The sequence below is a fragment of the Thalassotalea sp. LPB0316 genome (assembly GCF_014898095.1).
In the GTDB taxonomy this organism is placed as follows: Bacteria; Pseudomonadota; Gammaproteobacteria; order Enterobacterales; family Alteromonadaceae; genus Thalassotalea_G.
In genome coordinates, this window is record NZ_CP062946.1 from 448550 (window position 1) to 467881 (window position 19332).

Genomic DNA, 19332 nt, shown 5'->3' on the forward strand with positions numbered 1-19332 from the left:
CCAACTATCCTAATTAAACGCGACGTTTCTTAGGAGGACGACAACCATTGTGAGGAATAGGAGTAACGTCAGTAATGTTGGTGATTTTAAAACCAGCAGCATTTAAAGCGCGGATCGCAGACTCACGTCCTGGACCTGGGCCTTTAACGAATACTTCAATATTCTTCAAACCGAATTCTTGTGCAACTTTACCTGCACGATCTGCAGCTACCTGAGCAGCAAATGGCGTTGATTTACGTGAACCACGGAAACCTGAACCACCAGCAGTTGCCCAAGATAATGCATTACCTTGACGGTCTGTTAATGTCACAATTGTGTTGTTGAAAGAAGCATGGATGTGAGCCATACCATCGACAACTTGTTTTTTTACGCGCTTACGCGTACGAACTGGAGTTTTTGCCATTGTCTAATCTCCTACTTCTTAATAGGCTTACGAGGCCCTTTACGTGTACGCGCATTTGTCTTAGTGCGTTGACCACGTAGAGGTAGACTGCGACGATGACGCAAACCACGGTAACAACCAAGGTCCATAAGACGCTTGATGTTCATTGAAACTTCACGACGTAAATCACCTTCAACGGTGTATTTACCTACTTCAGTACGAAGCACGTCGATTTGAGCTTCGTCTAATTCACTGATCTTAGTTGATTCAGCAATACCAGCTGCCACACAGATTGCTTTCGCACGTGTTGCACCGATACCATAAATCGCAGTAAGGGCAATTACTGCATGCTTACGATCAGGGATGTTAATGCCAGCGATACGGGCCACTAACACATCTCCTATATTTAAATTAATAACAACAGGTTGAAAAGCCCGTTAGGATACTCAACCTGACTCTTTTTTGCAAAGCGAAGCGGCATTATACAGAAAAATCTGCATAATGCTACTTCTAAAAGATTTCGCTTGCTCGAGTAAGCAAATTAACCTTGACGTTGTTTGTGCTTTGGATCGCTGTTACAGATAACGCGAACAACACCAGCACGTTTCACAACTTTACAGTTACGACAAATCTTCTTTACGGATGCACGAACTTTCATCTTACTACTCCGTTAAACCTATCGGCCATAGCCTTTAAGGTTAGCTTTCTTAAGTACACTGTCATATTGATGAGACATCAAATGCGTTTGTACTTGTGCCATAAAGTCCATAATAACAACTACGATGATCAATAATGATGTTCCACCGAAGTAGAACTGAACATCCCAGGCTATCATCATAAACTCAGGAACTAAACAAACAAAGGTAATATACAACGCACCCGCTAGGGTTAAGCGTGTCATCACTTTGTCAATGTAACGAGAAGTCTGCTCACCTGGGCGAATACCCGGGATAAAAGCACCTGACTTCTTCAGGTTGTCTGCTGTTTCACGCGGGTTAAATACTAACGCCGTGTAGAAGAAACAGAAGAAAATAATTGCTGCTGCTAACAACATTACATATAGCGGCTGTCCAGGCGATAACGCCATAGAAAGCTCTTGTAAGAAATCGGCAACGACACCTTCACCTTGCCCGAACCAACTCGCAATTGAGCTAGGGAACAATAAAATACTTGAAGCGAAGATTGGTGGAATAACACCAGCCATATTCACCTTAAGTGGTAAGTGTGTACTTTGCGCTGCGAAAACCTTACGACCTTGTTGGCGTTTTGCGTAGTTAACAACGATACGACGCTGACCACGTTCAACAAACACAACAAAGTAAGTTACTGCAAATGCAACAACTGCGATTAGCAACAAGCCTAATAAGTGCAATTCACCTTGACGCGCCATTTCTGCGGTTTGACCAACTGCAGATGGCAAGCCAGCAACAATACCTGCAAAGATAAGGATAGAAATACCATTACCAATGCCGCGCTCTGTAATTTGTTCACCTAACCACATTAAGAACATGGTACCAGTGACTAAACTTACAACCGCAACAAAATAGAATGCAGGACCTTCGTGGATAACGAGACCCGGCATCATTGCAGGTAAACCTCTTGCAATAGCAAAAGCTTGAACCGTTGCTAGCACTAAAGTGCCGTAGCGTGTGTATTGGCTGATCTTACGACGTCCAGCTTCACCTTCTTTCTTAAGCTCCATCATTGGCGGATGAATTACCGTCAACAATTGCATAATAATTGAAGCCGAAATGTACGGCATAATACCTAGGGCCATTACTGAGGCGCGCTCAAGTGCACCACCGGAGAACATGTTGAACATTTCTACGATGGTACCCTTTTGTTGATCGAACAACTGAGCTAATACAGCGGCGTCAATACCAGGGATTGGCACAAATGATCCTAAACGAAACACGATTAGTGCGCCGAACACGAACCATAATCTTTGCTTTAACTCAGACAAACCGCCTTGAGCGTTGTTATCCATTCCTGGTTTAGCCATAACCTGTATTATTCCTCGATTTTACCGCCAGCAGCTTCGATAGCTGCGCGAGCACCTTTAGTAACACCTAAGCCACGAACAGTGATTGGGCGAGTGATCTCACCAGACAACATGATTTTTGCTGTCTCAATGTTACGCGTGATTAGGTTAGCGTTTTTAAGCGCATGGATGTCTACAACATCACCTTCGATTTTGTTTAACTCGTGTAAACGAACTTCAGCGTGAACTAAAGACTTACGAGAAGTAAAACCGAATTTAGGTAAACGTTGTTTTAAAGGCATTTGACCACCTTCAAAACCTGGACGTACACCACCACCAGAACGAGACTTCTGGCCTTTGTGACCGCGACCACCAGTTTTACCTAAACCAGAACCAATACCACGACCTACGCGTTTCTTGGCCTTTTTAGCGCCTGGTGCAGGAGATAAAGTATTTAAATGCATTATTAATCCTCCACCTTAATCATGTAAGATACCTGATTAATCATACCACGTACAGAAGGAGTATCTTCTAACTCAACTGTATGATTGATACGACGTAAACCAAGACCTTTTAAAGTCGCACGGTGCTTAGGTAAGCGACCGATTGAGCTTTTAACTTGAGTTACTTTAACTGTTTTAGCCATGCTTAATTACCCCAAGATATCTGCAACGTCTTTGCCACGCTTAGCAGCAACAGCTTCTGGCGATTTCATGTTCGCTAGAGCGCCGATTGTTGCACGGACAACGTTGATTGGGTTAGTAGAACCGTACGCTTTAGAAAGTACGTTCTGTACGCCAGCAACTTCAAGTACTGCACGCATCGCACCACCGGCGATGATACCTGTACCTTCAGAAGCAGGTTGCATGTAAACTTTAGAACCTGAGTGACGACCCTTAATTGGGTGTTGAAGAGTAGTACCCTTCAAGTCAACAGTTACTAAGTTACGACGAGCCTTTTCCATTGCTTTTTGGATAGCAGCAGGAACTTCACGTGCCTTACCGTAACCAAAACCAACACGGCCGTTACCGTCACCAACTACTGTTAGTGCTGTGAAACTGAAAATACGACCACCTTTAACCACTTTTGAAACGCGGTTAACGGCAACTAGTTTTTCAACGAATTCACTTTGTTGTGTGTTTTCTACATTAGCCATTATCAACTCCTAGAACTGAAGGCCAGCTTCACGAGCTGCTTCTGCTAACGCTTTAACGCGACCGTGATAACGGAAACCTGAACGGTCAAACGCTACTGACTCAACCCCTTTAGCTTTTGCGCGTTCTGCAATAGCTTTACCTACTGCTTGAGCTGCTTCGATGTTACCTGTTTTCTCAACTGATGCTTTTACTTCTTTGTCTAAAGTAGATGCAGATGCAATTACTTCTGAACCAGAGGCAGCAATTAATTGAGCGTAAATGTGGCGAGGAGTACGGTGTACGACTAAACGATTCGCACCCAACTCGCTGATTTTAGCGCGTGCACGCTTTGCACGGCGTAAACGAGATGTTTTCTTATCCATCGTATTACCCTACTTCTTCTTAGCTTCTTTACGGCGAACGTTTTCGTCGCTGTAACGGATACCTTTACCTTTGTAAGGTTCAGGCTTACGGTAAGCGCGAATGTTTGCTGCTACCTGACCAACTAACTGCTTGTCTGCACTCTTAAGTACAACTTCAGTTTGGCTCGGAGTTTCAACAGTAACGCCAGCAGGAATAGCGTGGTCAACCGGGTGTGAAAAACCTAAAGATAAATTTAAGTTTTGACCAGCAGCTTTCGCACGGTAACCAACACCGTTTAAAATTAATTTCTTTTCAAAACCAGCACTAACGCCAACAACCATATTATTGATTAATGCGCGCGCAGTACCAGCTTGAGCCCAAGCGCCTTTACCTTCGTGAGCGATTTTAGTAACGATTGTGTTTTCTTCTTGAGAAACAACAACGTCGCTGTGAATCGTACGAGATAATTCGCCAACAGGACCTTTAACTGTGATGTCTTGACCAGATAACGTAACAGTAACGCCAGCAGGAATTGACACAGGTGCTTTTGCAACACGAGACATATTCTAACTCCTTACGCTACGAAACCTAAGATCTCACCGCCTAAACCAGCTTTGCGAGCTGCGCGGTCAGTCATCAAACCTTTAGAAGTAGAAACAATCGCAATACCCATGCCTGCTAATACTTGTGGTAACTCGTTGCTACCTTTGTATACGCGAAGACCAGGACGTGAAACACGTTTGATTGTCTCAATAACTTCTTTACCTTCGTGATATTTCAGTTCAACTGATAATTCAGGCTTAGGGCCTTCAATTACAGTAACACCAGAAATATAACCTTCTTCTTTAAGTAAGTTAGCAATCGCTACTTTTAGCTTTGAAGAAGGCATAGTTACAGCAGTTTTTGCCGCTGCTTGACCGTTGCGGATGCGTGTAAACATGTCCGCGATAGGATCAGTCATCATAATTGCTTTCTCCTTTGATTACCAACTAGCTTTCTTAAGACCAGGAACTTCACCACGCATAGTTGCTTCACGTAACTTGATGCGGCTTAAACCGAACTTACGTAAGTAACCGTGTGGACGACCAGTCACGTTACAACGGTTACGTTGACGTGTTTTAGCTGAGTCACGAGGTAAAGATTGAAGTTTTAATACTGCATCCCAACGCTCTTCTTCAGAAGAGTTTACGTTAGAGATAATTGCTTTTAACGCTGCACGTTTTTCAGCATATTTCGCCACTAATTTAGTGCGTTTTGCTTCACGTGCTTTCATAGATGATTTAGCCATAACTCTACACCTTATTTCTTAAACGGGAAGTTAAAGGCAGTCAGCAAAGCGTGACCTTCCTCGTTAGTCTTCGCAGTTGTTGTGATAGTGATATCTAAACCACGAATCTTATCAACTTTGTCGTAGTCGATTTCAGGAAATATGATTTGCTCACGTACACCCATGCTGTAGTTACCACGGCCATCGAAAGATTTCGGGTTTAAGCCACGGAAGTCACGGATACGAGGAACTGAAATAGAGATTAAACGCTCTAAGAATTCCCACATACGCTCGCCGCGTAAAGTTACTTTTGCGCCAATAGGGTAGCCTTCACGAATCTTGAAGCCAGCAACTGATTTGCGTGCTTTCGTGATCATAGGCTTTTGACCTGAGATTGCAGTAAGATCATTTGTGGCGTGCTCTAATACTTTTTTATCAGTAATCGCTTCACCAACACCCATGTTTAGGGTGATCTTTTCAATCCGAGGGACTTGCATGACACTTTTGTATTCAAACTTCTTTTGAAGTTCTGCAACAACTGTATCTTTGTAAAAATCATGCAGTTTCGCCATCGTTTACTCCAATAATTAAACTAATTCGTTGTCAGACTTAAAGAAACGTACTTTCTTACCGTCTTCAACTCTAAATCCAACGCGGTCCGCTTTACCTGTTTTAGGGTTTACGATCGCTACGTTAGATACGTGGATTGGTGCTTCTTTTTCAATGATGCCACCAGGTTGCTGTAACTGAGGTACAGGCTTCTGATGCTTCTTAACTAAGTTAACACCTTCTACAAATACTTTGCTGTCTTCAACAAGAACTTTAGTAACTTTACCAGTTTTGCCCTTGTCTTTACCCGCTAGTACGATGATTTCGTCGTTTTGACGAATTTTAGAGGCCATTGTTGTGACTCCTTATAGTACTTCTGGTGCTAATGAAACGATCTTCATGAACTTTTCAGTTCTTAATTCACGTGTCACTGGCCCGAATATACGAGTACCAATTGGCTGTAAGTTTGCATTCAAAATTACAGCCGCGTTGCCGTCAAAGCGAATGGCTGAGCCATCCTGGCGACGAACGCCCTTTTTAGTGCGCACCACTACTGCGTTAACAACATCACCTTTTTTAACTTTACCGCGAGGAATAGCTTCCTTCACAGCAACTTTGATGATGTCACCAATGCGTGCGTAGCGACGGTGCGAGCCACCAAGGACCTTAATACATTGCACGCGTCGAGCGCCACTGTTATCAGCAACGTCTAGCTGTGTTTGCATTTGGATCATTTTATGTGCTCCGCTGTTATATAAATTCAAGGTCGATAAAACCGACCCTTCACTGCCTTTTATACCCATCTAGAAATGATGGGCGCGAGATTATAACACCACTATTTGTAAATTGGTACTCAAATAAACAAAAAATAAACAATAGCTAAAGCCGCAAAAGTTAGGCTTATAGAAGAATTCAATCAATCCTGATGAACTCCTCCTGAATTGATAAGTTTTACGTCTTTATAATAGGTGTAATATAAAGTTATCTATGAGGTAATTTTGGAACTTAATTAAGTGCTTTTAAAATGAGTAATATTGAAACTACAGTGCTGTCACAGATACCTTTGCTAAGGTATACATTCGCTTTATGTCAGGTAATAAAAAACCCGACACTAGGTCGGGTTTTTAAACATATCTCTTTTACAAAAGATTAAGCTTTTTCAACGATGTCTACTAATGTCCAAGACTTAGTCTTAGAAATCGGTGCACATTCGCGGATAGTCACTACGTCACCAGCAGCACACTGGTTAGTTTCATCATGAGCTTTCAACTTAGTTGAACGGATCATGAATTTACCGTAGATAGGGTGCTTAACACGACGCTCAATTAGGACAGTGATAGACTTATCCATCTTGTCGCTAACTACGCGACCTTGTAATGTACGAATTTTATCAGTCATTACTTACCTGCCTTTTCAGTTAAGATAGTTTTAACGCGCGCAATGTTGCGGCGAACTTGTCTTAATAAGTGAGTTTGTGCTAACTGACCAGTGCTTGCTTGCATGCGGTAGTTAAACTGCTCACGTAATAAGCCTAATAATTCAGCATTAAGCTCTTCTACGCTTTTTTCTCTAAGTTCGTTAGCTTTCATTACATCACCGTTCTAGTTACGAAGGTTGTTTTGAACGGAAGTTTAGCTGCTGCTAAAGCGAATGCTTCGCGAGCTAAAGCTTCTGGAACACCTTCCATTTCATAAAGAACACGACCTGGTAGGATTTGACAAACCCAATACTCCACGCCACCTTTACCTTTACCCATACGAACCTCTAAAGGCTTCTTGGTAATTGGCTTATCAGGGAATACGCGAATCCAGATTTTACCTTGACGCTTAACGTGACGAGTCATCGCACGACGAGCGGCTTCGATTTGACGAGCTGTCATGCGACCACGCTCAACAGATTTCAAACCGTAAGTACCGAAGCTAACTGTGCTACCTGTGTGTGCAAGACCACGGTTACGCAGTTTAAATTGCTTACGGAATTTAGTACGTTTTGGTTGTAACATAACTTAACTCCTACTTGCTCTTGCGGTTGTTGCGCTTCTTAGGCTTAGCAGCTGGTTTTTCTGCCTCTAATGGCATGTTACCAATAACTTCACCTTTGAAGATCCATACTTTGATACCGATAGTACCGTAAGTAGTTTCACCACGCGCAGTTGCGTAATCGATGTCAGCACGTAAAGTGTGTAATGGTACACGACCTTCACGGTACCACTCAGAACGAGCGATATCTGCGCCGCCTAAACGACCGCTAACTTCAACTTTGATACCTTTAGCACCTAAACGCATAGCGTTTTGTACTGCACGCTTCATAGCGCGACGGAACATAACACGACGCTCTAATTGGCTTGCGATGCTGTCAGCAACTAACTGTGCATCCATCTCTGGCTTACGTACTTCAGCAATGTTGATTTGCGCAGGTACACCAGCGATTTGAGATACTTTTAAACGTAACTTTTCTACGTCTTCACCTTTCTTACCGATAACAACACCAGGACGAGCTGTGTGAATAGTTACACGGATAGATTTAGCTGGACGCTCAATCACGATTTTAGATAAAGAAGCACGCTTTAATTGCTCAGACAAGTATGCACGAACCAAGTGGTCACCGTGGATATTTGCTGCGTAATCTTTTGTGCTTGCGAACCATGTAGACGCATAAGGCTTAGTGATACCTAGGCGAATACCGGTAGGATGTACTTTTTGACCCATACTAATATACTCCTAGCTATCAGCTACAATCACAGTGATGTGACTTGTACGCTTAAGGATACGATCCGCGCGACCTTTCGCACGAGGCTTAATACGTTTCATCGTAGGACCATCGTCAACCATAATAGTTTTAACGAATAATTCATCGATGTCTGCACCTTCATTGTGCTCTGCGTTAGCAATCGCTGAGTTTAGAACTTTCTTAACTAAAACAGCAGCTGATTTGTTGCTGTATTCCAAGATTTCTAAAGCTTTCTCAACGTGTAAACCACGGATTTGGTCTACAACTAAACGTGCTTTTTGAGCAGAACCACGGGCAAATTTATGTTTAGCAATAGCTTCCATTATATTTCCCCTTATCGTTTCGCTTTCTTATCAGCGACGTGGCCGCGATAAGTACGAGTTGGTGCAAATTCACCTAATTTGTGACCGATCATTTCATCAGTTACAAATACAGGTACGTGTTGACGGCCATTATGGACAGCAATGGTCAATCCGATCATGTTAGGGATGATCATTGAACGACGAGACCAAGTTTTGATAGGTTTCTTGTTCCCGCTTTCCAGAGCTTTCTCTACCTTCGTCAACAAGTGTAGGTCAATAAATGGACCTTTCTTGAGAGAACGTGGCATGGTAATTCCTCTTTAAATTAATTAACTAGTACTATTACTTAGTACGACGACGTACGATGAACTTGTCAGTACGCTTGTTCTTACGAGTCTTGTAACCCTTAGTAGGTACACCCCAAGGTGATACTGGGTGACGACCACCTGAAGTACGACCTTCACCACCACCGTGCGGGTGATCAACCGGGTTCATCGCCACACCACGTACGGTAGGACGAACACCACGCCAGCGCGAAGCACCAGCTTTACCAAGAGAACGTAACATATGTTCTGCGTTACCGATTTCACCTAAAGTTGCACGACATTCCGCTTCAACTTTACGCATCTCGCCACTGCGAAGACGTAAAGTAACGTAAGCGCCGTCTTTAGCAACTAATTGTGCATAAGTACCAGCAGCACGCGCGATTTGAGCACCTTTACCAGGCTTCAATTCGATTGCGTGAATAACACTACCTAAAGGAGTGTTACGTAAAGGTAATGTGTTACCTGTTTTGATCGGCGCGTCTACACCAGACTGGATCGTATCACCAGCTTGTAAGCCCTTAGGAGCTAAGATGTAACGACGTTCACCGTCTGCGTATAATACTAACGCGATGTTAGCACTACGGTTTGGATCGTATTCTAAACGCTCAACTTTAGCCGGAATACCGTCTTTAGTGCGTTTGAAGTCGATTACACGGTAGTGGTGCTTGTGACCACCGCCAATGTGACGAACTGTGATACGACCGTTGTTGTTACGACCACCAGACTTAGAGTTTTTCTCTAATAATGGAGCGTAAGGCTTACCTTTGTATAAATCCGAGTTAACCACTTTAACAACGTGGCGACGACCCGGAGAAGTAGGTTTACATTTTACAATAGCCATTTGAAACTTCTCCTATTACTCAGCGCCAACGAAGTCGATGTCGCTACCTTCAGCAAGAGTAACGTACGCTTTTTTCCAGTCTGAACGACGACCGAAACGAGCACCTGTACGCTTTGTTTTACCCTTAACGTTTAAAGTACGAACACCTTCAACAGAAACTTCGAAAAGTTTCTCAACAGCAGCTTTGATTTCCGCTTTAGTAGCATCTTTAGCAACTTTGAACACGATAGTGTTGTTCGCTTCAGCAGCGATAGTTGCTTTCTCAGAAATGTTTGGTGCTAATAACACCTTTAACAAACGTTCTTCGTTTATCATGCGAACATCTCCTCAACTTGCTTAACTGCGTCAGCAGTCATCAATACTTTTTCGAAACCTACTAAAGAAACAGGATCAAGTGCTTGAACGTCACGAACGTCAACTTTGTATAAGTTGCGCGCAGATAAGAATAAGTTCTCATCAACTTCTTTCGTTACGATTAACACGTCTTTTAATTCTAAGCCTTTTAACTTAGCAACTAATTCTTTAGTTTTTGGTGTTTCAACTGCGAAATCGTTAACCACTACTAAACGTTCTTGACGAACTAATTCAGAAAGGATGCTTTTGATCGCACCACGGTACATTTTACGGTTAACTTTTTGGCTGTGATCTTGTGGACGAGCAGCGAATGTTACGCCACCTGTACGCCAGATTGGACCACGAGTTGTACCAGCACGAGCACGGCCAGTACCTTTTTGACGCCATGGCTTTTTACCACCGCCGCTAACTTCAGAACGGTTCTTTTGCTTAACAGTACCTTGACGAGCACCTGCTGCGTACGCAACAACTACTTGGTGTACTAAAGCTTCGTTGAACTCACGACCAAACGTTGCTTCTGAAACTTCAACAGCGCCTGACGCGTCTTTTAATGCTAATTCCATCAAAATTCTCCTCAGACGATTAAGCTTTAACAGCTGGCTTGATGATTACGTTAGCGTTAACGTGACCCGGAACTGCACCTTTGATAAGAAGCAAGTTACGTTCAGCATCTACGCGAACTAATTCAAGGTTTTGAGTAGTAACTTTCTCAGCACCCATGTGACCAGACATTTTTTTGCCTTTGAATACACGGCCTGGTGTTTGACACTGACCGATTGAACCGTTTGAACGGTGAGAAATAGAGTTACCGTGTGTAGCATCTTGCATACGGAAGTTCCAACGCTTGATACCGCCTTGGAAACCTTTACCTTTTGAAGTGCCGGTTACGTCTACTAATTTTGTTTCGTTGAATAACTCAACAGTGATTTCACTGCCAGCTGCTAATTCAGCGCCTTCACCTTCCGCTAAACGGAATTCCCATAAACCACGACCTGCTTCGATACCTGCTTTCGCAAAGTGACCAGCTGCTGGCTTGTTTACACGGTTAGCTTTCTTAGTACCAGTAGTAACTTGAATTGCTGAGTAACCATCGTTGTCTACAGTTTTAACCTGAGCAACGCGGTTCGCTTCAACTTCTAGGACTGTAACAGGAGTAGAAACGCCATCTTCAGAGAAGATACGAGTCATACCAACTTTACGTCCAACTAGACCGATAGTCATGTTAAAACCCCCTATTAACCCAAGCTAATTTGAACGTCAACACCAGCTGCTAAGTCTAAACGCATTAACGCGTCAACAGTCTTATCAGTAGGTTCAACGATATCAATTAAACGCTTGTGAGTACGAATTTCGTACTGGTCACGCGCATCTTTGTTAACGTGTGGAGAAATCAATACTGTGAAACGCTCTTTGCGAGTAGGAAGTGGGATAGGACCACGAACCTGTGCACCAGTACGCTTAGCAGTGTCAACGATTTCTGCTGTAGATTGATCAATCAAACGATGATCGAACGCTTTCAAACGAATGCGAATTCTTTGATTTGACATGAAGACAAATCCCCAATTTAAAGAACGAACAAAGTACAGCCCATCTCCTTTCATTTGTAAGAAAGGGGGGAGTACCGACTAAAACATTCAACCTCCAATCGAGGTTGCTGTATGAACCAAATGAGCCTCTTTTATAAAAGACATTTGATTCCAATCTCACGTAACTCAATCGTGAGTGGTGGCGTATTATACAGAGTTTTGTCGATTGAGCAAGTAAAGTTTAGGATAAAAAGCGAACAATTTTTGTCGGGTGTAGTCGGTTAGCGCAGAGGCCAGAAATAAATGTATATGCTTTGGTAAAGATAAGGGCAAATCTCGAGATTTTCATCGCCGATATTCAGCCACTTATATTGGATTGACCGTTGGAACTAATGGTCCAGCGTCGTCTGTTTAGGCGCTTTAAAACCATTGACACTTGGCCAACAAAATTTAACTTTTGCCCCGCCCAGCTGATCAGATTGATGAAAAGTAATAGTACCTTTATGCCAAGCTGCGATCATTTCAGCAATCGACAACCCTAGACCATAGCCATCACCTTTAGCTGTCTCTCGGTAATATGGCTGAGCCACACGCTCAATATCGACAAAGCCGTCACCGTCATCTTCTACCACAATAACGTTATCGTTTCCGTCTTTCGCGTAAGTAACGATAATTTTCGACTTGCCGTATTTCATTGCATTAACAATGAGGTTTTGCATCATTCGCGTGAAAGACAAAGGTTCAAGCAAAGCAGGCGCAGTATTTTCGCATTGTAACTCAATATCACAACTACTCGTCCTTTCGAGTTTAGCGATTAAATTGCTAATTAAATGACACGGCTCGGCCAATGACACAGGTAACTCATCATTATAATGTTGGCACCGCGTTAAGTTTAAAAACTCCTCAGTCAATGAATAAACTTCCGTGACATCCTCTTCCATTGACGTTAACTCCTCAAGGAGTTCAGGATCTTTAGTTGTCGCCTTGATAATGTCAAGCGATAGCTGAATCCGGCTTAATGGCGTTCTGATTTCGTGGCCAACCATGCCAGAAATACTTTTTTGCAGTTGAATAAGATCAAATATTTTACGCGCCATACTATTAAAGCTACACGCAATAATTGATACCAAAGATGATGGTTTTAGGTGAACTTCAACAAGTTTGTCGCCATCAGCAAACTGCTCGGTTTTGCCCGAAAGTATAAATAAATCTTTTAATAAAGGTCGTAGCCACAGCAACAGTATTAAAATCATGCCAATGTAGTAGGCTAGATTGAACACCCATAACTGATCATTTTGCTCTACCTTAGGCAATGGGCCCAACTCGTACACGAAATTATCTTTATATTGGTAGAAAAACACTTCATCATCTGTCTCAAAAAAGATGATCTCTTGTTGCTTTATTTTATTTTTAATCGACTCTGACCAATCGACCACCGAGATATGGGTGCGATCGAGCTCGGCATTGACCTCATTGTTTTCTATCGCTTGAAATAACGCGGCGATATATGGAGGAGGTGCATCTGATTGAGCTGATTTACCGATAAAACCGACGAGTAAGGCATAGCAAAGCAACGACAGGAAAATCTTGAAGGTAAATGCGATAAATTGACGGTTCATACTAACAAATTTACAAGGTTACAGCTTTAGCAGAATATAACCTTCACCCCAAACAGAGTTTATTTGATAAGGGTTACCCTCGATATTATTGAACTTCCTACGCAAAGCACTCACATGAACATCTATCGTGCGATCAAAACCATCGTATTCCTTACCCCAAACAGCACGGTAGATAGTATTTCGCGAGACTTTCCCTTCCATATCTTGGGCCAAAATATAGAGGATAAAAAACTCTTTTTTCGTTAATTTTAATGCTTGGCCATTAATTTCAACCACGCGATTTTTCGGCGAAATATGAAGACCTTCAACATTGATCGGCTGAGCTTGCTGTGCTGCATGCTTTTCATCTTTTTGCCGGCTTTTGAAGCCCCTTCTAGAAGCAGCTTTCATTCTTGCCAACAATACTTCCGCTGAAAATGGCTTAACGATATAGTCGTCTGAGCCCAACTCCAATCCCTTAAGTTGTGCCGACTCCTCAGTTAAGGCGGTGATGAAGATAAACACACCATTAAATGAAGATCTAATTCTTGAGACAACATCAAAACCCGAAATATCGGGTAAGTTTACGTCACAAATAATAAATTGATAGGCATTGAGATTGACTTCAAGTGAGACAAAAGAGCCACTGGCAATCCAAGTCACTTCATAGTGGTGAATTTGGAGAAAGCGTTTCAGTTTTGAGGCTAACTTCGCATCGTCTTCGATTAACAAAACACGCGTTGCTGCTTCACCTTCAATCGATTTTTTAACTTCAGTCATAAGTTACCACCTATTATTGAAGGATCAGCCAAGGCGAAAACCTGTTTCTCAAACTAACAGAGTTCTCTTTCAGGACTTTAAAGTAGGTTTCATCGACAACTTTGTCCTGATGCCTCAGCTCTAACTTGATATTACTGGTTGATTCCACCGTAATAACGACTTCGTTTTTATCACCTTGCGCCGAACAAAAACGTCGCACATTATCGACATATAAACACAGCTTATCATATTGGTTTTCAGGCCATGTAATGGTGATTTCTTTCACACATTGTTTTTGGCTTTTGTCGACCACGCACTTTAAAGGATCAACACTCATCCGAATCAACTCTTCAGCTTTAGCTGAGCCACTACAATATATAAGTATTATTATTAGCTGTAGTAGTCTCAAAATTACCACCTTACAATGATGCCAGCAAAGTAAGAATGAAGTGATGACTCATCCACAATCGGACTATTCGTCATTTTCCCTGGTAACGCCTGATACTGATAATTAAGTGCCAACCACCAATTATCGAGTAATGGATAAGCCAAATTAACGCTGAACTTCTTAACGACATTACTACCCGTTAACTCTGAGTCATAATAGTACTCAAATAAATCATCTGATTTATAAGTGAGTACCGCATCAGTAGAAAGCTCAAACTTTTCGCTTAACCAAATTTTTGTCCACTTAAACTCAGCCTCAAACCCGTTGTGAGTATTGGTCACATCGTTTAACAACGAATAAGTAAACAAGCTATTGTATTCGGTAGACAGTTGCGTGAATTCAACACCAGCAAGGTATGACAGCCGTTTTTCTTCAGGCTCTTCTTCTACCTCAGGTTCACCAAAATTTCCCATAATAAAGGCAAACTTTCCATCAATGCCTTTATCATTGGCGTAATGGTATAAACCATCAAAGTTATGCTTGCCTTTGAGTGAAAATGCACGCGTTTCGGTTTGATACAGATCGTAAGTTAACGTGGTATTTTTTAAATAAAACCGCCCGTAACTCATTTCTAAAAGTGGGATCACAGGCAGAGAAATATCGTCGGCACCGGATAACGGTGACTCGTAATATGTTTGCCCAACGGCGAGTCCAATTTGCCAATTAAACTCGCACGACGGGCAATTCTCTTCTGATAAAGCCAGCTTAGGAAAGATTAAAGCTAACATAATCCAAACAGGAAATATGACCTTGAATGTTAGATTTTTCCTGTGCTTCATAACACTACCATAAAATACTACTTCAACTGCTGACTTAGTAAGTATAAACCCATTAAGTTAGACTTTACTCTCAAAAGAAATCAAATTGAGGTTCTCAGGACTATTTTGACCTAGAGCCATAGGACATTTAACGCCTTCAATAAAGGTTGCGTCAAATAATTCCGTGACTGGACCATCTAATCGAGCCCATTCTACAACTTTACTATCTTTTAAGTCGATAATTTGAATACCACACCAAGCTTCGCTATCTTTTTCTTCAAGGTTTTGCTGTAACTGCAAGCCTTCAAAACGCTCGTATCGCGGTTTAGATAAACCGACAACCGCGTAGTTATCTTTGATAGATAAGCCTCGTAAAAACCCTGGGCAGAAAGTATGAGGGACAAAAGATTTCGTTTCGAAATCAACATAACCTAAGTAGCCAGTACCCGAGTTCAACACCCATAATTTGCCATTTGCCCAGCGCGGTGAGTGTGGCATAGATAAGCCTTCACAGACAATTTCATCTGTCGTTACATCGATGATAACACCACCGTCATGACGACGCTCACGCCAGCCATCAATAGTATCAGACTTACAAATCGCCGTAACGTACTTTGCCTCACCATCAACCATTGCCAAGCCATTTAAATGACAGCGATCTTCACCGACAATCTTACTGATAAACTTAGGCTTCCAAACCACTTTAAAGCTGTGGTTTACACTCGGCTCACATAAACAGTTGTATTTTGTGTTGATAAACAAAATCGTGCCGTCTTTTTTAATACCTAGCTCGTGGATATCGATTGCACCTGTGTACTGTGCGTTTCGTGGGACGTAGCATTTGTCAAAAATCTTGTTTGCTTTTTCCGTTGGCGCCAAGATATTTTCGAAACGCCAAATTTGGTATAGACCACCCATATATAGGCGCTTTGCGTTACCAACAATGCCCATAGCTCTTTGGTAAATGCGCTCGTGAAAAGATAGCTTTTTGTTAGGTCCACTGCCTAATAAGTACAAACGGCCACTTTGATACGAGGTAAATGCAATAGAGGCATTTATCTTAGTTAAAAATGTCGTCAAACTTGGCGAGCAAGTTTTAACCACTGGCTCTGGTTTTTTCTCTTGCTGCTCTTTGGCTGCAGCATCTGCTTTTTCAGTTGAAGCTGGTTCAGCTGCTTTCGATTTTTCGCTTACCGGCGCAGGTGCTTGTTGTTCTGAAGTTTCAAGAGCAGCATCTTGCTTAACTACTTTACTTTCAGCTTTCGGCTTAGCCTTTCTCACACGCTTTTTTGGTGCTTTCACTTCTGCGTCTTTGACTTCGCTCATCTCTTATACCTCTTAGTAATAAAAACAGGATAGGCGTTTTACACCTACCCTGTGGCTTAGATTAATCTTGCTCACTCTCTTCTGAGTCTTCGTCTTCCTCGTGCTCTTTACCCGCAAGAAAATAATAACGCATATTCGGCGCTTTTACGGTTTTCTTCATTTTGGCAAATTCAGTCTGTTCAATAGCATTCTTAGCCGTTGGAACAAACATCTCCAAGCGTTCGTCAGACACATGAGCAACAGTTATATCCGTAGTTTTACCCGATTCGTCAACGGTGTAGGCAATCTCAATGTAGCCAGTAAAACCATTTTTGAATAACTCTTCGCTTTTCTCTTCTTCTTCGTCAGTAAGGTCAGAGAAAAAGTCAGGGTGAACATAGTACTTATAGGTCAATCCTTTAGCCTGATATTGCGCTCGCATACCACTCCAATAGTCTGATCTAAAATCGATATAACACGCGTGTTCGTTATCGTAATTAGTGCAATCAGGAAGTGGCGAATCTTTAGCCATTATACTGAACGGCAGTAGCAATGCTAGCAAGGTTACAATATGTTTCATTATTTGAGATCTCCTCTAAAATACTCATATTTAAGCGGCACCATTGCCTCTTCAGAGCGACATGACTCTTGCGGTGCATCGGTTGGCTTTTTGTGCCCAATGTGGCGATCGACAAAGTCTAATACGCGGCAATAAATCTCGAGCTGCGAGTTAATATCTCTTGCGCCGTGGCCTGCTCTTGGTGCTACTAGGGTTTCGAACCTATGATTTTTCTCGAGTAGTTTCTCTCTTAATTGGTAATAATGCTCGATGTGAACACGAACGTCCTGACCACCGTGCACTAAAAAGATTGGGTTTTTCATGCGATCGACTTTTGACATCGGTGATTGTTCCCATCTTTGCTCTGGTGTTGCACCAAGTGCTTCAACAAAGTAACGACGACCTGCTGCTTGTAACTGAGTATCACCTTGGGTCGCAAAGATGTTCATGTCGTATACACCAACATAGCCGACACCACATTTAAATAGATCTGGTGTTTTTGCCATGCCCATCATCGCAGCGTAGCCGCCGTATGATGCGCCATAAATACATACGCGATCCGGATCAACAATACCTTGACTTACTGCCCAATTGACAGAATCGGTTAAGTCATCCTGCATTTCAAGGCCCCACTGTCTGTAGGCATTGTAATAAATCTCACGACCGAAACCGCCAGTACCACGCCAGTCACCTGAGCCGCGATAATTAACTTGTAATACTGCATAACCAGAATTGGTGAAAGTGATCACTTCTCGGTTATATCCCCACCAATCGCGAGGGCCATAAGGACCACCGTGCGGTAAGAGAATCAGCGGTAAATTTTTAGCTTCAACACCCGGTGGGATAGTAAGGTAGCCATTAAGCTCTAAACCATCACGGGCATTGAAACGAACCGGGTACATAGGACCAATTTTGCTCTCATCATGGTTGTCATAACGTGCTGTTAAGTACTTCAGCTGCCCATCTAATTCATTGAAAATATAGTACTTACCTGGATCCGTATCGCTCGAAACAAATACCATATATTCAGGGCTTGAGGCTGAGTAACGCTTAAATTGTAGTGACTTACCTTTAAACGTCGCTTTTAACATGGCGTAGTTTTTAGCAAATGGATGAGTTTCATCCAAAATCACAACTTTTGGATAGTCATGATAGATGCGAACACCCCAAATGCGACCAGCTGCATCCATCTGTAAATCGCCTGCGCTAACGTTGACTTTAGGGTGGCGATAAATCAGCTCTTTTTCGCCTGTTTTTGGATCAACCCAAAATAAACCTGTCGTTGGTGCGTCAACGTTTCCTTCGTAAAGGATTTTCGAGCCATCTTTTGACCAACGAACAGGGAACATACCGCCTTCGCTGTTGTGAAAATCTGCAACTTTTACCCAGTTATTCTTGTCATCTTTTTCGTAAATTACTGTTGCATCGTAAGAATCTTCGCGATAACCAACTGCATGAGTTACTTCGTTACCTTTCATAACAAACTGGCCCATGCGCACTGGCGACTTCATAACTCGTCGAGTTTTCTGAGTTTTCAGGTTTACTTTGTATAAGTAATTATAAGGGAATTTGTCACTATCACCTGATGGATAAACATTCAAATAGTAATCATCTCCACCAGCTTTACCCATAAGTACCCCGTAGCCAGTGCCATCTTCTACCACAGGATTAAACAATGGACCTTTTTCAGTGCCATCGACATTCATGGCTAAATACATACCGCCGCTTTTTTGCTCGTTTGATTTTCTTTTTAATGACAAAGTAAACATTACGCGTGTAGGAGATAGCCAACGAGCGCGCTCTACGCCAAGTTTAGTTTCTTCAAATTGAAGACGGTTTACTTCTATAAAAGTGCTTCTTTCTATAATGTGTAGTACTGATTGCCCTTGTTCAGTCTCAGAGTGAGCTGAAAAATACTTGCCATCAGGTGAAATTTCGATACCTGAAAACTGTGGTGAGCGCCATATCTCTTCCAGTGTCAACGGGCTGTCAAATTTGTCGTATTGACTTGCTGATACCGTGCTACTCAACATAGCGCTTGTCAGCAACAATAATTTAAATAAGTTTTTCATAAATTTTTCTAAACAGGGTACTCGATCACACAAGCTTGCAATGAATTTACTTCACATCAAACACTTGGGTTGGGAA

General features: G+C 42.3%; 32 protein-coding genes. All 32 read right to left on the minus strand.

What is annotated here, in order from left to right; genetic code table 11:
- Positions 1-13 precede the first annotated feature (13 nt).
- A complete protein-coding gene (gene rpsK, locus LP316_RS01970; RefSeq protein WP_193022430.1) occupies positions 14-403 on the minus strand; it encodes a 30S ribosomal protein S11 in 390 nt (129 codons plus the stop codon).
- An 11-nt stretch (positions 404-414) separates the two neighbouring features.
- Positions 415-771: a 30S ribosomal protein S13 gene (gene rpsM, locus LP316_RS01975; RefSeq protein ID WP_193022431.1), complete on the minus strand. Its 357-nt coding sequence runs from the start codon at positions 769-771 to the stop codon at positions 415-417.
- Between the two features lie 152 nt (positions 772-923).
- The gene (rpmJ, locus tag LP316_RS01980; protein ID WP_193022432.1) at positions 924-1040 is read right to left on the minus strand and encodes a 50S ribosomal protein L36; all 117 of its coding nucleotides are present in this window, start codon (positions 1038-1040) and stop codon (positions 924-926) included.
- Positions 1041-1058: 18 nt separating this feature from the next.
- Positions 1059-2384, minus strand: coding sequence for a preprotein translocase subunit SecY (gene secY / locus LP316_RS01985; RefSeq protein WP_193022433.1), 1326 nt, complete (start codon positions 2382-2384; stop codon positions 1059-1061).
- A gap of 8 nt (positions 2385-2392) precedes the next feature.
- Positions 2393-2827: a 50S ribosomal protein L15 gene (gene rplO / locus LP316_RS01990; protein WP_193022434.1), complete on the minus strand. Its 435-nt coding sequence runs from the start codon at positions 2825-2827 to the stop codon at positions 2393-2395.
- Between the two features lie 2 nt (positions 2828-2829).
- On the minus strand, positions 2830-3009 hold the full coding sequence (gene rpmD / locus LP316_RS01995; RefSeq protein ID WP_189378502.1) for a 50S ribosomal protein L30: 180 nt from the start codon (positions 3007-3009) through the stop codon (positions 2830-2832).
- Between the two features lie 6 nt (positions 3010-3015).
- Positions 3016-3519, minus strand: a complete 504-nt coding sequence (gene rpsE, locus LP316_RS02000) for a 30S ribosomal protein S5 (protein ID WP_193022435.1) — start codon at positions 3517-3519, stop codon at positions 3016-3018.
- A 9-nt stretch (positions 3520-3528) separates the two neighbouring features.
- Positions 3529-3882 (minus strand): 50S ribosomal protein L18, encoded by a 354-nt coding sequence (gene rplR / locus LP316_RS02005; protein WP_193022436.1) that lies wholly within the window; start codon positions 3880-3882, stop codon positions 3529-3531.
- Positions 3883-3891: 9 nt separating this feature from the next.
- Positions 3892-4425, minus strand: a complete 534-nt coding sequence (gene rplF, locus LP316_RS02010) for a 50S ribosomal protein L6 (RefSeq protein WP_193022437.1) — start codon at positions 4423-4425, stop codon at positions 3892-3894.
- An 11-nt stretch (positions 4426-4436) separates the two neighbouring features.
- Positions 4437-4829 (minus strand): 30S ribosomal protein S8, encoded by a 393-nt coding sequence (gene rpsH / locus LP316_RS02015; protein ID WP_193023786.1) that lies wholly within the window; start codon positions 4827-4829, stop codon positions 4437-4439.
- Between the two features lie 15 nt (positions 4830-4844).
- Positions 4845-5150 carry a 30S ribosomal protein S14 gene (gene rpsN / locus LP316_RS02020; RefSeq protein WP_193022438.1) on the minus strand — a complete coding sequence of 102 codons (306 nt, stop codon included), beginning with the start codon at positions 5148-5150 and terminating at the stop codon, positions 4845-4847.
- Between the two features lie 11 nt (positions 5151-5161).
- Positions 5162-5701: a 50S ribosomal protein L5 gene (rplE, locus tag LP316_RS02025; protein WP_193022439.1), complete on the minus strand. Its 540-nt coding sequence runs from the start codon at positions 5699-5701 to the stop codon at positions 5162-5164.
- A gap of 15 nt (positions 5702-5716) precedes the next feature.
- Positions 5717-6031 (minus strand): 50S ribosomal protein L24, encoded by a 315-nt coding sequence (rplX, locus tag LP316_RS02030; RefSeq protein ID WP_193022440.1) that lies wholly within the window; start codon positions 6029-6031, stop codon positions 5717-5719.
- A 12-nt stretch (positions 6032-6043) separates the two neighbouring features.
- Positions 6044-6412, minus strand: a complete 369-nt coding sequence (gene rplN, locus LP316_RS02035; RefSeq protein ID WP_193022441.1) for a 50S ribosomal protein L14 — start codon at positions 6410-6412, stop codon at positions 6044-6046.
- A 415-nt stretch (positions 6413-6827) separates the two neighbouring features.
- Positions 6828-7076: a 30S ribosomal protein S17 gene (rpsQ, locus tag LP316_RS02040; protein WP_193022442.1), complete on the minus strand. Its 249-nt coding sequence runs from the start codon at positions 7074-7076 to the stop codon at positions 6828-6830.
- Positions 7076-7267 (minus strand): 50S ribosomal protein L29, encoded by a 192-nt coding sequence (rpmC, locus tag LP316_RS02045; RefSeq protein ID WP_193022443.1) that lies wholly within the window; start codon positions 7265-7267, stop codon positions 7076-7078. The genes rpsQ and rpmC overlap by 1 nt, the downstream gene beginning before the upstream one ends.
- Positions 7267-7680, minus strand: coding sequence for a 50S ribosomal protein L16 (gene rplP / locus LP316_RS02050; RefSeq protein WP_193022444.1), 414 nt, complete (start codon positions 7678-7680; stop codon positions 7267-7269). The genes rpmC and rplP overlap by 1 nt, the downstream gene beginning before the upstream one ends.
- Before the next feature lie 10 nt (positions 7681-7690).
- Complete coding sequence (gene rpsC, locus LP316_RS02055) at positions 7691-8386, minus strand: 30S ribosomal protein S3 (protein ID WP_193022445.1); 696 nt, start codon at positions 8384-8386, stop codon at positions 7691-7693.
- A 12-nt stretch (positions 8387-8398) separates the two neighbouring features.
- Entirely contained in the window at positions 8399-8731 is a 333-nt protein-coding gene (rplV, locus tag LP316_RS02060; protein ID WP_115998805.1) for a 50S ribosomal protein L22, read from the minus strand.
- An 11-nt stretch (positions 8732-8742) separates the two neighbouring features.
- Positions 8743-9018, minus strand: coding sequence for a 30S ribosomal protein S19 (rpsS, locus tag LP316_RS02065; RefSeq protein ID WP_076420823.1), 276 nt, complete (start codon positions 9016-9018; stop codon positions 8743-8745).
- A gap of 34 nt (positions 9019-9052) precedes the next feature.
- Entirely contained in the window at positions 9053-9877 is an 825-nt protein-coding gene (gene rplB / locus LP316_RS02070; RefSeq protein ID WP_193022446.1) for a 50S ribosomal protein L2, read from the minus strand.
- Positions 9878-9892: 15 nt separating this feature from the next.
- A complete protein-coding gene (gene rplW, locus LP316_RS02075; RefSeq protein WP_193022447.1) occupies positions 9893-10192 on the minus strand; it encodes a 50S ribosomal protein L23 in 300 nt (99 codons plus the stop codon).
- The gene (gene rplD, locus LP316_RS02080; RefSeq protein ID WP_193022448.1) at positions 10189-10794 is read right to left on the minus strand and encodes a 50S ribosomal protein L4; all 606 of its coding nucleotides are present in this window, start codon (positions 10792-10794) and stop codon (positions 10189-10191) included. Before rplD ends, rplW begins: the two co-directional genes overlap by 4 nt.
- Before the next feature lie 19 nt (positions 10795-10813).
- Positions 10814-11452, minus strand: coding sequence for a 50S ribosomal protein L3 (gene rplC, locus LP316_RS02085; protein WP_193022449.1), 639 nt, complete (start codon positions 11450-11452; stop codon positions 10814-10816).
- Between the two features lie 14 nt (positions 11453-11466).
- Entirely contained in the window at positions 11467-11778 is a 312-nt protein-coding gene (rpsJ, locus tag LP316_RS02090; protein WP_093332363.1) for a 30S ribosomal protein S10, read from the minus strand.
- A gap of 368 nt (positions 11779-12146) precedes the next feature.
- Positions 12147-13376 carry an ATP-binding protein gene (locus tag LP316_RS02095; RefSeq protein WP_193022450.1) on the minus strand — a complete coding sequence of 410 codons (1230 nt, stop codon included), beginning with the start codon at positions 13374-13376 and terminating at the stop codon, positions 12147-12149.
- 18 nt (positions 13377-13394) lie between these two features.
- Positions 13395-14135 (minus strand): response regulator transcription factor, encoded by a 741-nt coding sequence (locus tag LP316_RS02100; protein ID WP_193022451.1) that lies wholly within the window; start codon positions 14133-14135, stop codon positions 13395-13397.
- A 13-nt stretch (positions 14136-14148) separates the two neighbouring features.
- The gene (locus LP316_RS02105) at positions 14149-14451 is read right to left on the minus strand and encodes a DUF3019 domain-containing protein (protein ID WP_193022452.1); all 303 of its coding nucleotides are present in this window, start codon (positions 14449-14451) and stop codon (positions 14149-14151) included.
- A gap of 74 nt (positions 14452-14525) precedes the next feature.
- Complete coding sequence (locus LP316_RS02110; RefSeq protein ID WP_193022453.1) at positions 14526-15290, minus strand: MipA/OmpV family protein; 765 nt, start codon at positions 15288-15290, stop codon at positions 14526-14528.
- Between the two features lie 108 nt (positions 15291-15398).
- Positions 15399-16646: a TIGR03032 family protein gene (locus LP316_RS02115; RefSeq protein WP_193022454.1), complete on the minus strand. Its 1248-nt coding sequence runs from the start codon at positions 16644-16646 to the stop codon at positions 15399-15401.
- Between the two features lie 61 nt (positions 16647-16707).
- On the minus strand, positions 16708-17205 hold the full coding sequence (locus LP316_RS02120; RefSeq protein WP_193022455.1) for a hypothetical protein: 498 nt from the start codon (positions 17203-17205) through the stop codon (positions 16708-16710).
- On the minus strand, positions 17205-19256 hold the full coding sequence (locus LP316_RS02125) for an alpha/beta hydrolase family protein (protein WP_193022456.1): 2052 nt from the start codon (positions 19254-19256) through the stop codon (positions 17205-17207). Before LP316_RS02125 ends, LP316_RS02120 begins: the two co-directional genes overlap by 1 nt.
- Between the last annotated feature and the right edge of the window lie 76 nt (positions 19257-19332).

Bases quoted from the DNA above. Each gene is read 5' to 3' on its own strand.
- rplB (WP_193022446.1), bottom strand. From the start codon at position 9,877: ATGGCTATTGTAAAATGTAAACCTACTTCTCCGGGTCGTCGCCACGTT.
- rpsK (WP_193022430.1), bottom strand. From the start codon at position 403: ATGGCAAAAACTCCAGTTCGTACGCGTAAGCGCGTAAAAAAACAAGTT.
- rplF (WP_193022437.1), bottom strand. From the start codon at position 4,425: ATGTCTCGTGTTGCAAAAGCACCTGTGTCAATTCCTGCTGGCGTTACT.
- LP316_RS02100 (WP_193022451.1), bottom strand. From the start codon at position 14,135: ATGACTGAAGTTAAAAAATCGATTGAAGGTGAAGCAGCAACGCGTGTT.
- rplC (WP_193022449.1), bottom strand. From the start codon at position 11,452: ATGACTATCGGTCTAGTTGGACGTAAAGTTGGTATGACTCGTATCTTC.
- LP316_RS02110 (WP_193022453.1), bottom strand. From the start codon at position 15,290: ATGTTAGCTTTAATCTTTCCTAAGCTGGCTTTATCAGAAGAGAATTGC.
- rpsQ (WP_193022442.1), bottom strand. From the start codon at position 7,076: ATGACTGATAAAATTCGTACATTACAAGGTCGCGTAGTTAGCGACAAG.
- LP316_RS02095 (WP_193022450.1), bottom strand. From the start codon at position 13,376: ATGAACCGTCAATTTATCGCATTTACCTTCAAGATTTTCCTGTCGTTG.
- LP316_RS02120 (WP_193022455.1), bottom strand. From the start codon at position 17,205: ATGAAACATATTGTAACCTTGCTAGCATTGCTACTGCCGTTCAGTATA.
- LP316_RS02125 (WP_193022456.1), bottom strand. From the start codon at position 19,256: ATGAAAAACTTATTTAAATTATTGTTGCTGACAAGCGCTATGTTGAGT.
- rplN (WP_193022441.1), bottom strand. From the start codon at position 6,412: ATGATCCAAATGCAAACACAGCTAGACGTTGCTGATAACAGTGGCGCT.
- rplX (WP_193022440.1), bottom strand. From the start codon at position 6,031: ATGGCCTCTAAAATTCGTCAAAACGACGAAATCATCGTACTAGCGGGT.
- rplO (WP_193022434.1), bottom strand. From the start codon at position 2,827: ATGCATTTAAATACTTTATCTCCTGCACCAGGCGCTAAAAAGGCCAAG.
- rpsS (WP_076420823.1), bottom strand. From the start codon at position 9,018: ATGCCACGTTCTCTCAAGAAAGGTCCATTTATTGACCTACACTTGTTG.
- rpsJ (WP_093332363.1), bottom strand. From the start codon at position 11,778: ATGTCAAATCAAAGAATTCGCATTCGTTTGAAAGCGTTCGATCATCGT.
- rplP (WP_193022444.1), bottom strand. From the start codon at position 7,680: ATGTTACAACCAAAACGTACTAAATTCCGTAAGCAATTTAAACTGCGT.
- rplR (WP_193022436.1), bottom strand. From the start codon at position 3,882: ATGGATAAGAAAACATCTCGTTTACGCCGTGCAAAGCGTGCACGCGCT.
- rplW (WP_193022447.1), bottom strand. From the start codon at position 10,192: ATGATAAACGAAGAACGTTTGTTAAAGGTGTTATTAGCACCAAACATT.
- rpmJ (WP_193022432.1), bottom strand. From the start codon at position 1,040: ATGAAAGTTCGTGCATCCGTAAAGAAGATTTGTCGTAACTGTAAAGTT.
- rplE (WP_193022439.1), bottom strand. From the start codon at position 5,701: ATGGCGAAACTGCATGATTTTTACAAAGATACAGTTGTTGCAGAACTT.
- rpmC (WP_193022443.1), bottom strand. From the start codon at position 7,267: ATGAAAGCTAACGAACTTAGAGAAAAAAGCGTAGAAGAGCTTAATGCT.
- secY (WP_193022433.1), bottom strand. From the start codon at position 2,384: ATGGCTAAACCAGGAATGGATAACAACGCTCAAGGCGGTTTGTCTGAG.
- rplV (WP_115998805.1), bottom strand. From the start codon at position 8,731: ATGGAAGCTATTGCTAAACATAAATTTGCCCGTGGTTCTGCTCAAAAA.
- rpsE (WP_193022435.1), bottom strand. From the start codon at position 3,519: ATGGCTAATGTAGAAAACACACAACAAAGTGAATTCGTTGAAAAACTA.
- rpsC (WP_193022445.1), bottom strand. From the start codon at position 8,386: ATGGGTCAAAAAGTACATCCTACCGGTATTCGCCTAGGTATCACTAAG.
- rplD (WP_193022448.1), bottom strand. From the start codon at position 10,794: ATGGAATTAGCATTAAAAGACGCGTCAGGCGCTGTTGAAGTTTCAGAA.
- rpsN (WP_193022438.1), bottom strand. From the start codon at position 5,150: ATGGCTAAATCATCTATGAAAGCACGTGAAGCAAAACGCACTAAATTA.
- rpmD (WP_189378502.1), bottom strand. From the start codon at position 3,009: ATGGCTAAAACAGTTAAAGTAACTCAAGTTAAAAGCTCAATCGGTCGC.
- LP316_RS02105 (WP_193022452.1), bottom strand. From the start codon at position 14,451: ATGAGTGTTGATCCTTTAAAGTGCGTGGTCGACAAAAGCCAAAAACAA.
- LP316_RS02115 (WP_193022454.1), bottom strand. From the start codon at position 16,646: ATGAGCGAAGTCAAAGACGCAGAAGTGAAAGCACCAAAAAAGCGTGTG.